General features: G+C 59.0%; 11 protein-coding genes. 3 read left to right on the top strand and 8 right to left on the bottom strand.

What is annotated here, in order from left to right; translation table 11 throughout:
* Positions 1 to 9 precede the first annotated feature (9 nt).
* Positions 10 to 1,815, top strand: a complete 1,806-nt coding sequence (locus HY17_RS07535) for a helicase HerA-like domain-containing protein (protein ID WP_051599817.1) — start codon at positions 10 to 12, stop codon at positions 1,813 to 1,815.
* Entirely contained in the window at positions 1,815 to 2,906 is a 1,092-nt protein-coding gene (gene mobF / locus HY17_RS07530; protein WP_034765270.1) for a MobF family relaxase, read from the top strand. The genes HY17_RS07535 and mobF overlap by 1 nt, the downstream gene beginning before the upstream one ends.
* A 209-nt stretch (positions 2,907 to 3,115) precedes the next feature.
* On the opposite strand, the gene HY17_RS07525 is transcribed toward mobF, so the two are convergent.
* The 4 genes from HY17_RS07525 to HY17_RS07510 all read right to left on the bottom strand — a co-directional run bounded on the left by HY17_RS07525 (position 3,116) and on the right by HY17_RS07510 (position 6,852).
* Complete coding sequence (locus tag HY17_RS07525) at positions 3,116 to 4,291, bottom strand: Fic family protein (protein WP_034765268.1); 1,176 nt, start codon at positions 4,289 to 4,291, stop codon at positions 3,116 to 3,118.
* A 505-nt stretch (positions 4,292 to 4,796) separates the two neighbouring features.
* Positions 4,797 to 5,120 (bottom strand): DUF736 domain-containing protein, encoded by a 324-nt coding sequence (locus HY17_RS07520; RefSeq protein WP_034765265.1) that lies wholly within the window; start codon positions 5,118 to 5,120, stop codon positions 4,797 to 4,799.
* A 305-nt stretch (positions 5,121 to 5,425) separates the two neighbouring features.
* A complete protein-coding gene (locus tag HY17_RS07515; protein ID WP_233348702.1) occupies positions 5,426 to 5,977 on the bottom strand; it encodes an antirestriction protein ArdA in 552 nt (183 codons plus the stop codon).
* Positions 5,978 to 6,426: 449 nt separating this feature from the next.
* Positions 6,427 to 6,852, bottom strand: a complete 426-nt coding sequence (locus HY17_RS07510; RefSeq protein ID WP_034765262.1) for a very short patch repair endonuclease — start codon at positions 6,850 to 6,852, stop codon at positions 6,427 to 6,429.
* A gap of 67 nt (positions 6,853 to 6,919) precedes the next feature.
* Between HY17_RS07510 and HY17_RS07505 the strand changes: the two genes are divergently transcribed.
* Positions 6,920 to 8,509, top strand: a complete 1,590-nt coding sequence (locus HY17_RS07505; protein ID WP_034765260.1) for a DNA cytosine methyltransferase — start codon at positions 6,920 to 6,922, stop codon at positions 8,507 to 8,509.
* On the opposite strand, the gene HY17_RS07500 is transcribed toward HY17_RS07505, so the two are convergent.
* The 4 genes from HY17_RS07500 to HY17_RS20360 form a co-directional block, all read right to left on the bottom strand.
* Positions 8,483 to 10,315 (bottom strand): AIPR family protein, encoded by a 1,833-nt coding sequence (locus HY17_RS07500; RefSeq protein ID WP_051599816.1) that lies wholly within the window; start codon positions 10,313 to 10,315, stop codon positions 8,483 to 8,485. The two genes, HY17_RS07505 and HY17_RS07500, sit on opposite strands and share 27 nt — an antisense overlap.
* Positions 10,308 to 11,270, bottom strand: coding sequence for a PD-(D/E)XK motif protein (locus HY17_RS07495; protein ID WP_034765257.1), 963 nt, complete (start codon positions 11,268 to 11,270; stop codon positions 10,308 to 10,310). The genes HY17_RS07500 and HY17_RS07495 overlap by 8 nt, the downstream gene beginning before the upstream one ends.
* Positions 11,267 to 14,059: a Z1 domain-containing protein gene (locus tag HY17_RS07490; protein WP_034765253.1), complete on the bottom strand. Its 2,793-nt coding sequence runs from the start codon at positions 14,057 to 14,059 to the stop codon at positions 11,267 to 11,269. The genes HY17_RS07495 and HY17_RS07490 overlap by 4 nt, the downstream gene beginning before the upstream one ends.
* 14 nt (positions 14,060 to 14,073) lie before the next feature.
* On the bottom strand, positions 14,074 to 15,183 hold a 1,110-nt coding region (locus HY17_RS20360; protein ID WP_034765249.1), incomplete at its 5' end, for a hypothetical protein.

Here is a 15,183-nt window from a genome sequence, read left to right as displayed (position 1 = left end):
GATCGTACCATGAGACACCTCAAGCCCGTCCTCTTCACCTTCGCAGTCCTGTTCGGCGCAACTGCTATCGGAGCCTACAAGCTCGGCTTCGAATTCTACCCACCTGGCACCTATACCGATGAGGGCGTCTACGCTCGCCACGACAGCGCGTTCATGGCGAGATGCGGCAAAGCCCGGATCACCTCACTCATTGGCGACCCTATCGGATCTGCCGACTGGCCGAGATGCCGACGCATCCTCGACCACTATGGAACGACCTGGCAATTCATGCTCCGGCACAATGCCGTCGCGGTTTTGACGGGACTATCACTCCTCGCCCTGATCGGCTTCATCCGTCAGACGATGACCGCCCGCCCACCCCCCAAAGTCATTCGTGGGCGGAAGCACCTTGCAGGCAGGACCGCGCGACGAGCGCTCCAATCGCTGTCAAAACGCGAGTGTCGCCGGTCTGGATCCGGGCTTGAGTTTCCGCCCGGCATTCCCATCAGCCGCGACCGTGAAAGCCGTCACTTCCTGATCTGGGGCAGTACCGGCGCAGGTAAGACCACCGCCATGCTGCACCTCATGCTTCAGGCCATTGAGCGAGGTGACAAGGTGCTGGTGCTCGATGTCAAAGGCGACATGACCTCGAAGTTGCCCAGGATCGGCAATATCATTGCGCCTCATGACGCTCGCTCCCTGCAATGGGACATTGCGACCGACTGCCAGACGCCTCAGGAAGCGCGTGAGCTCGCGGCGCGGCTCATCCCTGAAAGCCGGTCCGACCGTATCTGGTCAGACGCAGCGCGCGAGATCCTGACTGCCTGCGTTATCTCGCTCCAGGTCAGACATGGCCGTGGCTGGGGTTGGACAGACCTCCGGAAGCTGGTGGTCGCGGATGCGGATGCGCTTCTCGGTATTGCCGAAAGCTACCACCCCGAAGCGATCCAGTTCCTGAAAGAGCCAAGCAGCAAGACGACGCAAAGCATCATCTCGACCTTCAAGGCTCATATGAACGTGGTGAGCGTCCTCGCCGAAGCCTGGCCAAACAGTTCGCGCGGGCGATCCTTCTCTGTCCGCGACTGGCTGCGCCATCCGTCCTGTCATCCAATCGTGCTGCAGCATGACGGACGCTTTCCACAGCTGACCAAGGCCTGGCTATCCGGCATCATCGGCCTTCTCGCCTCCCACGCGGCTTCACCAGCCATGAAGGAAAACCCGGCACGGCGTACCTGGCTCTTCCTCGACGAGTTTCCTCAGCTCGAACGCCTGCCCCATTTCTCGACCCTGCTGGATGTTGGCCGGTCCAAGGGCATCAGCGTCGTGCTCGGTGCACAGGACCTTTCCCAGATCCGCAACACGTACGGGCATGACCAGGCCGATGCCTGGATCGGCATGATCGGCACGCACATCATCACCCGCATGAACTTAGGGCAGAGCGCCGAAACGACGAGCCGGTTGATCGGCCAGCAGACCGTCGAGTTCTACCGCAAGAGCGAAACACGGTCAGGCGGCCAAATTTCAACAAGCTGGACAAAGGAGCGGGAAGTTCGGCCTGTCATCACACCGTCCGAACTGTCGGACAGGCTTGGCGCATTCAAGCAAGGTGTTCGCGCGCTCCTCATCGGACCCGGCGAACACGCCTACGAGATCACCCTCCCCTATCCGCAGCTCAGCGAATTGCGCCCCGCCAGTGTGCTCGCCGACTGGACGACAAGACCTGCGCGGGAGCTTGCGCCGCTGCCTGACGCACCAAACAGCTTCCTGACTTCGATCCTGTCGCCGGAAGTCGCCCAGCGCATCCGGAATACATTCTCCCGGGAACACGACACCTGATGGTCGCATCGATCTCCGCCCGGAAGTCCGTTGCAGCCGCTGTCAGCTATTTCAAGCATATGGCTCAGGACGAATACTATACTGGCCAGGGCGAGGCCGAAGCAGATGGCGAATGGGACGGCAGAGGCGCTGAACGGCTCGCGCTTGAAGGCCCCGTCTCCAAGGCGGATTTCGAAGCTGCTCTGAATGGGCACGATCCGAAAACCGGCACACGCCTCACCCAGATTGGAAAGTCGCACGCTCCCGGCTGGGACATGACATTCTCGGCCCCAAAATCGGTGTCGGTCATGTGGGCGCTTTCATCCCCTACTGAACGCGCCAGGATCGAAGCTGCTCACCGTCAAGCTGTTCATGCCGCCACCACCCATCTCGAAGACCTTCACGCATTCACAAGGCGCGGCAAGGGCGGCGCGATCCGCGAGCCCGTCGCCGGCCTGACGATTGCTCGTTTCCACCACCACACGAGCCGTGATCTCGACCCTCAGCTTCACACCCACGCCTTCATCTTCAATCTGGCGCCCCGACGTGACGGAAGCTGGGGCAGTCTCGTCAGCCGCAATCTCTACAAAGCCCAGAAGGAAGCCGGCGCCATCTACCGCGCACACCTCGCCAATGGACTCGAGCGCGATGGCCATGCCGTGGAGCGCCATGGCACGAGCTTCCGCCTTGCCGCGATCCCCCGCGACATCGAACGCGCCTTTTCGAAGCGCAGGCAGGCGATCGAAAGCGCGGCCGACACCTATGGCTACCGTACGGCCAAGGGGATGGAACTGGCAGCCCTGCGCACACGGCAGGCCAAACGGCCAAGGGAACGGACGGCACTGTTCCAGGCTTGGCAGGCGGAAGCCAGAACGCTCGGCTTCGATCTCGCCAGAGCACACCAGCAGCAAGCGCAGGTTGGCGCTCCAGCCCGCCTCGGTCCGATACCTGGTGGAGAAGCACGCACACGATCGCCAGCCCGCCCCTTGCCCTCGGTGCAGCAAATGATCAGCGCCATCGCGCACGCGTCACGAACTTCATCCAACATGCAAGGCGTGCGGATCAGCCTGCGTCAGAGACCGGGCGAGCGTGAAAATGAACACGAACGCTGACGTATACGCATTTCTTGGGTGTATCCGCCCGTAATCGTTGAGCTGTGAGCTGATCTCCGAACATTTCGTAATCGCTAGCAGAGGCTTCCGTACACGGCTTTTCCGGACGAGATCTCCTTTAGCTGTGGGTGTTTGAGACTGGATCGCTCGGCGGTCTGTCAGCATCGAAGGTGCATGGGGTGTGAACACCCCTCCCCCCTTCTTTACTTCTACCGCTGCAGAGGTTCAGTTCCCTGACTCAGGATATCCAGAAACTTCCCGTAGACGAAAATCTTGTTACGATCCTTGCCGGTGATTTCCCGGACAATGCCCAGTTCCTCCAGCAACGCAAGATTCCTGAGCGCGGTCGGAAGGGACATGCCCGTCGCTTCTGTCACGCGCGTCGATGTCGCGATTGGTCGATTTTGTAGAAGCGCGTGGATAGACAAAGCCGAAGCCGTCGACCGGCCACTTTTTTCGATCGTGACGCGGTCATCCTTGAAGAGTTTGACGATCGCTTGCGCTGCATCGGTTGCTTGCCGGGACGTCTCAATGACGCCCTGCAGGAAGAACTCAATCCAGTCCTCCCAATTCCCGGTTTCGCGAACCGATTGCAGCAATTCATAGTACCGAGCGCGATGGGTCTTTAGATAGAGACTGAGATAGAGCAGCGGATCGCGCAGAATACCCTCGGCGCAAAGTATCAGTGTGATGAGCAAGCGACCGAGCCGCCCGTTGCCGTCAAGGAAAGGGTGGATTGTCTCGAACTGCAGATGAGCAAGCGCCGCCTTGACGAGGACGGGAAGCCGGACGGTTTCGTCGTGAAGGAAAGTCTCAAAGCGGCCGAGGCAGTCTGCGAGTTTGTCTGGCGGCGGCGGCACGAAAACGGCATTGCCGGGGCGGGTGCCGCCGAGCCAGTTCTGGGAGGTCCTGAACTCACCAGGATTCTTGTTACCGCCGCGCGCATTGTTCATGAGGTGCGCGTGGATTTCCCGTAGAAGCCGGAGCGAGAGCGGCAGATCGTTCAGGCGTGTGAGCCCATAGGTGAGCGCAGCAACATAGCAGGAAACTTCTGTTACATCGTCGAGCGGCGCGCCCGGGGCCTCATCCACTTCGAAGAGCAGGAGGTCCGAAAGTGAAGATTGGGTCCCCTCAATCTGAGATGACAGGACGGCTTCCTTGCGGACATACATATAAAGGAAGAGCGAAGGATCCGGCAGAATCATGCTCATGCCGTCAAGCCGGCCGAGCGCGGTACTCGCCTGATCAAGCAAGGGGTATAGGCGCGTCATGTCGAGAGGCGGATCAGGCGGCAAAGGCGCGGGAATATAGGCGCGATACCGTTCCTCGCCGACCGAACTGATGACATATTCGCCGAGACGATTGTTCTTAGCCTGATCTGTCATAATAACGAAAATCGACCATTTTGTTAGTTGCTGAGTGACAAGTCACACGAATGAAAGCAGACGTCAAGCAACTAATATTTTTGGTATTTTTTGTTATTTAAGGCTACTGAGCGACAGGGTTCCCTGTCGCTCAGCCTGGTACCTGAGACTCAGTCCTGTGCGTTCCAGACGATCATGTCGCCGCCATTCCTGCCTTTAACCGCGCCAGGCTCTTTGACATCGAAACCCCTGCGCTCAGTTGGTCCATGACGCGGTACCTGAACCGGTTCCCGATGGCCTAGGCAATCGACTGACGCAATCACAATTCGGCAACTTGAAATCACACAATGTGATCGCAAGCGGTCATGAGGCGGATGACGGTCGCTGCCACGAGCGTTTGCAGAACATGACCTCGTGATGGTGCCTCACCCTGCTCAATGCGGCTCTTTCGGCGAGGCGTGCGGGCGACCGCTTAAAGCACACAAACGAAAGGTGACGGCACCTGCAGGTGCCGTCACCGCTGCGATCAGTCCTTCGGGTTCCAGAGTATCACGTGGCGGCCTTTCTTGCCCTTCACGGGCGCGAGGTTCGCATAGACCTTGCGGGGCCCGATGTTCGGGTCGGCAAGTGTCAGGGAGACGTATTCCCTGCCGCTGGACTTTGCCTTGACGATCCAGCCGCCGCCAATCTCGGTCCGAATCTCGCCTGCGAAAATGCGATAGTCCGGTTGGGCGTCCACCATCTTCTCGGCATTCCTCTCGATCTGGATGGGCGCCGCAAGATTTATCATTGCGAGATTGCCTTCGAAGCCGGTTGCGGTTTCGCGGACGTAGCCGAGTGCGTTTGCCATGGGGTGTTCTCCTTTTCGTTTGCGTGGATGCCGAGCGGGAACTTGCACGTCCCTGTCGACGCCCGACCGAAGGGACGGTCTGGAAAGGCCCAGAACCCGCAGGGGCAAAGCGAAGCGGCGCACCGGCAGGTGCCCGCGAATTTGCCTCGCGATGAATGCGTGGAACGCGCAGAGGAAATTCGTGAGCACTAGCCGGTTTCAGGGCCGGGCCGGGCCGTCCAGGTCAGAAGGCAAGAGACAGGGACGAACGAGACGGAAAGGCTGCTCGGCCGAAAAGAAGCACCGGACAGCCCGTTGTCGCCCCGTCAGCGGCTCCAGAACACATGCACCTCGTCGAAGCCGAGCGTGATGGCGAACACGTCGCCGTTCAGCTCGAGATCCCGGCCCATCGCGGCCCAGTCGATATAGTATTCGAGCGCCTTCGGGATTTCCGTTCCGGTCTCGCGGGTGAGTTCCTCGGCAAAGTCAGCAAGGGAGCGATATTCACCGGCATAGTTCTCGAGCGCCGCGCAGGCCTCATCCAGACTTTCGCCGAAATGGCCGTAGAGCTTTGCACCAAGGCGCCCATGTTGCTCGATGAAATCGGCAAGCGCACACACCAGGTCGAAGCTCGCCCATTCAGAAATCCGGCACCCTTCGAACCCCTCGTGGTCATGAATCGCGTACTCTTCCGCATCCGGTTCCGGCGACGCGGCAAGCATCGCGCGCACCTCTTCCCTCACCTCTACCGGTTCGCTCGCCTCGATCCACCGCCCATGCAGGTGTCCGGCATTATAGGCGGCAAGGCATGCCACATAGATTCGGGGGCGTTCCGGCCGGCGGGGCGTTGCCATCTCTTGTGTCGTGCGGATCGTCATCTCATCCTCCTTCCCGCCCTGTCGCTTTTCCCGGCAAGACGGGAGGGGGCGGCGGAGGTCGCGGCAGCCGGCGCGCACAAGGACTGGCTGCAAGGGGATCAGGTAAGAGGCCCCAGCCACCCCGACGCCCCCTAAAGCCCGCCGCCTTGCAGCCAGGCCGCGCGCCGGCACACGCGCCGTCCGCCCCCGACCGGCTTTCCGGGAAAGCACTCCAATGCCCGTGACACGACGCAACCGACTATCCGACCGCGCCTACGACCCCCTCTGCCCCGCAGCGAGGAAGCGCAGGCGCGGCGACACGCCGGCGAGCCCCCGCAGCGCGCCGCAACGCGGCGTGACCGGAGACGAGCCGGGCAGGAGGCGGCCCACGATTATCGGAACATCGAGACGATTTGCTCATCGCCTCCGAACAGACCCCTCGTCAGAGGGGCGTTCGCACAAGGAGACGATCACCTGGAGGCCCCACGGCGGATCCATCGCTCAACACGCTTTAAAGTGCCGCCCGGATCAGCCTTGATGTCGCACTCCCAGACGACAAGGACCCTCCAGCCCAGCGTCTGCAGCGCAACGATGTTTCGCTGATCGCGCGCGACATTCTTCTCGAACTTGTCGAGCCAGAATTCGGTTCGTGTCGACGGCGTGGTGGCAAACCTGCAGCCTGGATGGCGATGCCAGAAGCAACCATGCACAAAGACAACCGCGTTCCACCTGGGAAGCACGATATCGGGTCGACCAGGCAATTTCCGGTCGTGAAGTCGATAGCGCAAGCCGAGGGCAAAGAGCCCCTTCCGAAGGGCCAGTTCCGGCTTTGTGTCCTTCCCCCCGATTCCGGCCATCATTCGGGACCGGACTTTCGAAGAAACTACATCAACCACCGAATTTCCATCCTGGCGAGAGACGCCAAATTGTATAGACTCGGCAAAACGCCGGAGGCCTCGAGACTTGTCCGAATCATATCACGTCATCGATCTGTTTGCAGGGCCAGGCGGCCTTGCTGAAGGGTTCTGCGCATCTCGCGCCGAGGATGGCTCTCGGAGATTCAGGATTTCGCTTTCGGTCGAGAAGGATGAGGCAGCCCACAAGACGCTATTGCTGAGAGCCTTTCTTCGGCAATTTTCCGACGCCTTTCCGGATGAATACTATGACTGGCTTAACGGCAATAGCGAGCAGCCCGACTGGGCGACCCTGTATCCAGCCGAGTGGAAAAAGGCGCGAGAGGAAGCGCAGTGCCTCGAACTCGGAAAGAAGGCCGCTGATCGCATCATCGACGAGCGGCTCGATACAATTGTTGCAGAAGCCAACGACCGCTGCATCGTGATTGGCGGACCACCCTGCCAGGCCTATTCGCTGGCCGGACGCTCCCGAAATGGGGGAAACAAGGAATACAAGCCCGAGAAGGACCAACGCCATTTCCTGTATCGAGAGTACATCCGGATCCTCGAACGCGTGAATCCGGCCTTGTTCGTCATGGAGAACGTCAAGGGCATTGTCTCGTCCAGTGTCAATGGACAGGTGATCGCCTCTCAGATTCTCGAGGACCTTCGGAATGCCGGATCGAGAGGAACAGGCTATCGCCTGGTAGCTCTGAATGCCGGGGACCGGCTGTTCGACCAGTCCGATGATCTTGCCATGAGGGATTTCCTCGTTAGAGCCGAGGACTGGGGCCTCCCGCAGGCGAGACACCGCGTCATCATTATCGGTATCAGGAAGGATCTGTGGAAAGCCGACTCCGGTATCGGTCTCAGGCATTACCCGCCAGCAAGCTCCCAGAATGTCCTGAAGGGGCTTCCGCATCTGAGATCGGGCCTCAGCAAGGAACCGGACAGTCTCGAGAACTGGCGCGGGGCGGTCGAGGCCGCCTACCAGGTGATAATTCGGGAGACGGACAAGACCGATCCGAAGTTGCACGACAAGGCTGTGGACCGTCTGGAGGCGTTCAGGGCCAGGAACGCGGAGCTTGATCGAACCGAACAAGGCGTCCCCGGCGTGTCGAAGCGGTGTCCGGAAGCACTCGCAAACTGGATACTGGACCCTCGTTTGAAGCGCACCCACAATCATGAGGCCAGAACACATATTCGCTCCGACCTCAGCAGATATCTCTTCGCCTCGGTCTTTGCGCTCGTTCACATGCGCTCGCCCAAGGCACACGAATTCCCGAAGTCTCTTTCGCCCAATCACGGAAACTGGACGTCCGGAAACTTTTCCGACCGGTTTCGCGTCCAGCTCTGGTCGCGTCCCTCGACCACAGTCACGAGCCACATCTCCAAGGATGGGCACTATTTCATACACCCGGACCCCCTTCAGTGCAGAAGTCTGACTGTGAGGGAAGCCGCGCGACTTCAGACCTTTCCGGACAATTACGTGTTCCTCGGGAATCGAACGCAGCAATACGTACAGGTCGGCAATGCAGTCCCCCCTTTCCTGGCCCGGAACATTGCCGACGTGGTCTGGAACCTTCTGCAAGGAGCCGACTCGAGAGAAGAAAACCTGACCGAGCGGGTGTCTTCAGGTTCCCGAAGCAAGGCGGCGTGACGCTGGCGGCACGGCCCAATCGCTGCAGGATTTCCGGACAATCGATCGCGCATGCGGAAGATGCTTCAGGATAGCTGTCCAGCAATCTGTCTTCTTTGCCCACTCGCTTACATTGGACAAACCGCGACTTGAACTTGTGAGCTCTTCGTTCACGACTTCCGCAAGGCTCGCTATGACGAACGAGAGCGAATCCGGAATGCGCTGTGCCTGCCAGAGGGCTTCCACATCGAGCTGCAGATCTTCTGCGCCGAGGGCGTGGGAGAGCAGCGCATTGGCATAGTTGACGATGTTGGCGCGATAACCGCCTTCGTACCAGGTTTGCGCCGACACGATACGCTCGCTGGACTTGAAGATGATTGCCCTTGCAACGGCCTGCTTGAAGTACTGCTCGTCGAACCGATCGGCGTCCTTCTTCCATTCCTCGCCGATACGAACAGCGTAGCGGGCGAAGTTCTTCTGGGCCCCGAGGTTTACGCGCACAGGGTCATCGTCCCAGATATTGTCGTACTTCGCCAGATCCGTCTTTCGAAGAAGCTGGCTCTTGGGATTCTGCTGAAGGAACACCCGCTTGCCGCGCGCGTCGAGCCGTGTCTGTTCTTCTGCATACTGCCCTCGAACTCGCTCGTAGTACCATCTGGTCTCGGTCTGCTGCCCGGGTGGTGCGGGAGCCCAGAGTCTTCTCGAAAAGGACTCCATCCGAATGTGGAACGGGTGGTTTGCAAAGAAGTCCGCGGCATTGACCGTGTTCTGCGTGTTCGCATATTGCGAAATCCTGGGCACGACCTCCTCGAATCTGCTTTCGTCGATCACCGTCAGCTTCATCTGGACAAAGACCTTGGACAGATCGGCCTTGTCCTTCCTGCGCGCATGAAACAGGGATGCGGTTGTCTGACCACCGTTCACTATCTGCAGGTCACGTATGGCGCGCACTCTTGTCGTGTCGCCGTCGGCTTCGACATCTACCGCAGAGGCCGTTGCGGTAATGCCGTTATTGTAGGCGAAGAACATGCCCGGATCTTCCAGGATCGTATCCCGAATTCCGCGATTGGCCTTGTTGGTCGCCTGAAGAAAGGCACGAACATTCTGTTCGAGCAGTCTCGCGCCGTAGCGCGCATAGAGGTCTGCCAGGACGGAGCCCGGAAGCGCCAGAAGATAGGATTTGTAGACATCGCTCTCAAGGTGCGCCGACAGGCATGGGATTGGCCCCGTTGCAAAAGTCCCGAAGTCGATCTCGATGGCTTCCTTCTGATTCCGGGAAGTCCGGAGCCGATGCAGGCGACTCATGTCCCAGATATGAAGCGCGACGGGCGTTGCATCCTCGTTCAGCGACAAATCGATCGATTCAAAACGATCGCTCAATTGCCTTTCCGAAAGGACGTACAAGCGAACCCGCCCGAACTTGCCGCCTCGCTCGTGGATGGCTCTTGATACCGCATAGACTTCCGAAGTCTCTTCCAGGGAGCGATGCAGCTCACCCGAAAGGGATCGCGAAAAGAAGGATGTCAGGCGTTTCACGAACGTCGTCACTTCGGTCCGTGTAAGTGTCTCGAGAGCAGAGCGTTGATTGAAGTCCGCGATGAAGAGATCGAGGCCTTCATCGGAATTGAAGCCGAACCCGTCGACCTGAACACCGCGTATATTCGGGGAGATGCAGGTCTGGAGCTCCTCGATCTCGTCGCATTCCTCGAGTTCACGGCCGAACGCGTTCAGGAACTCGATCTTCTCGAAGTCCTTGTTCGCCGCGGCAGAGGCCAGGACTTCCTGACGAAATTCCTCGAACGTGTCTTCTACCTTTACTTCACTCATCGGCTGGTTCCGGTATTTCCGAGATTCTGAATGCTGAAAGCTGTGCGAGATCCAGTGTGTACTGGACGTCCGTTGTCGCTGGAGGCAGCCGATCCGGCACGAGCGCTGGAAAGTCTTCTGCGACCTCGAAGAAATCGGTCGCATCTATCCGGAATCTCGGCGCGTCGTAGTACGGCAGTTCGATATAGCGGGCTGCGTCCAGCCGGTTCTCGAAGAGATTGATGACCTCCGATGGGAGGATCGATCTGGTAGCCTTCACAATGTCGTTCAGTGACTGGCCTCTTGGTGATTCATTGTCCTCGACCAGATGAACCGCAGCGAGATAGATGGGCCGATCGACCACCTGCAGCTGGACTTCGGACGAGATCCTGACTTTCGCGCCTTCTGCACCACCCCATGATTTCACCTCGATCATCTGGTTCGGGAGACGAAAATCCTGGGGAGCCCTCAATGGTCCTTCCCAACCCTTCACCACCTCCGTCGCCGAACGCTTTCGATCGGCAACGAGGTATCGAACGATCTCGAGCTCTGCGACCAGTCCTCGAATACTGTCCGTCGACAGAAGTCGGCGCCCGTCTCGTGCAAGGAAGCGCTGCCAGCGCTCCAGTCTTCCAAGAAAGGACAGCACGGCCTGCCGTTCATCTGTCAGGTCTTCGATACAGTCTGCGAGATCGTCGCAAAGACTTGCAAACAGTTCCTCGTCATTTGCCTCGCGAAGCGCCACGAGCAATCCGTACGAACGGCTTTCAGAAAACATCTGATGATCGAGGGTCAATCCCTGGATTTCAGGCAGTCGTCTCAGCAGGTCGGGATAGTCGCGCTCCATTTCCAGCATAAACGCCACGTGCCCATCCGCGTGTCGACCGAACAATGTGCGGATCGGCGAATCGGAACGCCTCAGCTTCCATGTATAACCGGCAGCTGGCGGATGAAGCTGGTCCCAGTGACCCTTCATGCCGCCTCCCCCGAGTCGATCGCTGCATCATCCCGATCGTAATCGTCCTCCTCGTCGGCAGCATCGAATTGTTCGCTTTCCAGCTGCTTGATCATCACCTGGTTCAGGACGTACTCGACCGTGGAGAAGTCTCCGGTCGCGGGAAAGCTCAGACCAATGGCAGGAGCGCCCTTGAGCAACTTGTTTTCATCAGACTCCACCAGCGGGTTCTCGAGGTCGATCAGATGAAGCATAAGCAGCGGCGCACCCCTGACACTGACATGACGGGTATCCCTGTCGGTCCATTTTTCTCGATCACGGGAGGCGGCGACCTTCATTGCGGCATCCATCTCCTCCGAGTTAAGGCCGGCGCTTTCGTCTCCTGTGCCGGCGACGCGCTGATTGTTGGTGACGAAGAGGCCGCCTTCGATTTCCTTGAGCTTGTCCTCGCTCGTTCCCGCACTGCGTGACTGGTGGACCATGTGGAATTCGCCAAAGCGGGTGGAATCGCTCTTGCCTCCCGCGTTGGCCAAGGAAACAAAGGCGATGTCCCATACTGGAAATCGTTCCTTGATGAGAGAAAGATACTTCCGGGCGCTCATCAGCCTCTCGGCACTGTGGGCATGCACGCGGAAATCGGCGAGGAAATCATTGACCACGTCTGCCGGAACTCCGCGCCAGACCCGAGATGCCGGTCGCTCACCTCCCCTGACCAGCTGGTCGGCATGCTCGTCGACAAGGAGGGAGTGAAGCCTTTCGAACAGCGCCCTGTTTTCCTCGTGTGGCTTCTCTGCCCTAGACAGAACATATGTCTCGACGAGCTTTCCATCATAACTGACGCTGACGGTTCGTGTTTCGGCGGCGCGCATCTTGTTCATGGCGGTAACTGTCAGACTGTCCGGATGGGATTCCACCATCAGCCCGAATGTGCGGGGAGTTGCATTCACCCTGTTCATTTCCTTGATGCGATCACGCAATTCCTCGGAAGCTTCCGAAATGTGCGTGTACCAACCGATAGAATCTGGTGCCAGCCAGACGCGGCAAAGATCCTCGTAGCCTGGGCGATAGCCGAACCACCTCCCCATCTGCAGCAGCGTGTCGTACATCTTCGTGTTTCGGTACATGTAGCTGATCGTCAGCCCCTCGATTGTAAGACCTCGAGAAAGGCTGAGGCCGCCGATGGCAATCACGTTGAGCGCCTCGCCACGATCGGAGAATTCCGCGTAGTTCAAGCCATCAGGTGACTTGCTGTTGACGACCGCCGTCACGACCGAGCGGCTGGCATCGGGCAGGAAGGTCAGAACCTCCTTCCAGTCGATTCGGGCCTCGTTGAACTTCAGCGTTTCGAAAGTCGATCTGATCGCTGCCAGATGAGGGTTCCTGTCAGCGATCTCCTCGGGCATGCCCGCGCAGGCCAGAATCGCGTTGCGCAGCTCCTCCAGATATTCCGTGACTTGCCGATCGACTTCTCGCTGGACATCCACGAAGCGCGAGACATTTATCAGCATCGAGCAGTGTTTCTTCTGCTGGCCACGTGCCGTTCGTATGGCACGGACCAGCAGGAAAGATCGAATTGCCTCCTTCAGAGACTTGGGCAGTTCGGAAAATTCGTGCGTCTTTGCGTGCTTGAGAGGAATGATGTCTTCACAATCCGAAATGGCCTTGATGTGGCGGGCCTTCGAATTGTCATCGAGGAACAGGCGCTCTGCTCCGAAATAGTTGTCCGGCGCATCGAGACAGTGAATGAAGTGCTCCGGAAACAGATCCTTGCGGGACTCCTCATCATAGGCTTCGGGGTTGATGAAGATGTTCGCAAAAGGCGTTGCCGTATAACCGACATAGCAGCTCTTCCGGAACAGACCGAGCAGATTGCGAATGAGCCTGTTGGTTGTTGTCGGCTTCAGCTCGGGCTTGTTTGTATTGATCGACGCATTGTCAGCCTCGTCATCGATGAACAGCATTGGAATATTGGCAATCTGCTTCTGTCCCGGGTCCCGATTGAAGTCCACGAGCCAGTCGTTCAGGGCCTTGAGCGTCGAACGGTTCTTCTTGATCACGACGATGACAGGCTTGCTCCAGTCCTCGAGCCCGCTGCGCAGCGAAGTGGCAACAGCCTTCTTGAAGTCATCGGCGGTAGACGTCAGCGAAACCGGGCGCCGGTGGTCGGGATCGACCAGGCCCACGCCGATCTTCGAGGTGCCAGTCTGTGCCTTGAGCTTTTCCTTTCGTGCGGGGTCACTGACCTCTCCGACAAACCCCTCGTCCACGCGCTCCTGCGTCTGACGCCGTAGATTGTTGTGAATCCCGGCAACCACCACGATGAACTTGTAACCCGCGTCGGCGGCACGAGCGACCAGTCCCAAATAGTTTGCCGTCTTGCCGGACTGCACATGACCGATGACAAGTCCTCTTCGGTCCCAGCTGCCTTCGACATCCGGATCCTGAAGGTAACCGACAAGGCGTCGGGTCACGCCCCCAAGAGTATCTGCAATTCTCGGAGACCATCCGTCCTGCCGGAGAAATTCCAGATAGGAATCGGAATATTTCCATTCGATCGACCGATGCGACAACCACTTGGGGTCATGCGCGGCATCGGGTCCGAGGAGAGATACCCCTTCGCCCATGCGGTGCGATATCTGCTCCCGGGCCTGGAGGACGATGGACTCGATATCGACGTCGAATTCAAAGGCCTCAGCAAGTCTTCGCGCTGTTGCCTCGAGTTCCGCTACCGCAGGCTGTTCTGTCCCGCTTTTTCCGAACTTCCCGACAAGTGCTCGAAGCACCTGTTGCGCTTCCCCGTCATCGAACATGATCCAACTCCTGCTCAGGCCGCATACAACTCAAGGGCGACGGCCTCGATCACTTCGATATTTCGGCCTGCGAGTCCAGTCGACAGGACAAGTCGGGCGAATTCCCGCGGCTCCATTTCGCGGTCCGGATCGAGCACCGATTTCAGCTCGGCAATGACTTCACGCTGCTTGTCGGTACTGTCCGGCGCCAGGGACACCCGCTTCGGATCGTCGGCGAAGTCCGCATAGAGCGCGTCGACCGGCAGAGCGGCCCCAAGAGCGGACAATGCAGCGCGGACCGCGCCCTCGTTCTCCGAATCCGCACCTGCGATCGCTGCTTGCAGCAGGGGATGATCGAAATCGGGCGCATAGGAAATGATGCCATCACGTCCTACGGTGCGTATCCAGACAGGGGAAGCATCCGCCTGGAGCATCCGCTCTCCCCTTCCCCGATGGACCCGCACACTTCTGCCGGCAATTCTCTCGATGATCCTCTTGAATCTGGCGCGAACGGCTGGGGGTGGGTGAGCGCGCGACTTCTTGATGTCGATCGTCCAAAGGGCGTCAAGCGTAGAGGGAAAGTCGATGCGGACGCGCGCCAGTTTCGTGGCTTCACCTTTCGGGATCATCCGGAACCAGTCACCCCATGCCATCAGCCGCCCGTTCCGGTAGACATACGCTCCCTGGTTCGAGAGAAAATCGCTCCTGTCCTTGTAGTACCGCCATGTCTGCGGCGAGAGCTTGGAATGGTGCGGCAAGATGTAGGGGCGGATCTCGATCGTCTCCCCGCCTATGGACATGCGTTCGACCGGCAATTCCTGCGTTGCGGCCTGCCCTCTGCAAAACGGATCGAATGCCTCTACGGCAATCCCGTTTACGTGCAGCTTGAGCTTTCTGCGATCTGCCGTGTCGCCATCGATGAACCTATGAAAGACGAGGGAAAGGTGTCGCTGAAGCCCGACCAGCTTTGCGCTCAGCAGGTCTGACCGGGCCTCGCCATCGGTATCCTCTGCAAGACGGTCCAGCTTTTCGAGAAGTACCAGGGTCCCGGTTTCACCAAGCGTTTCCAGCCAGGGAAGGTTCTGGATATCGTCGGGCTCGGGCAGCGAGAGGACCCAGTCGTCTTGCTCGGCCAGTTCGTCGAG

The sequence above is a fragment of the Hyphomonas sp. CY54-11-8 genome (genome assembly GCF_000682735.1).
GTDB lineage: Bacteria > Pseudomonadota > Alphaproteobacteria > Caulobacterales > Hyphomonadaceae > Hyphomonas.
This window is presented reverse-complemented; position numbering and strand designations above follow the sequence as displayed.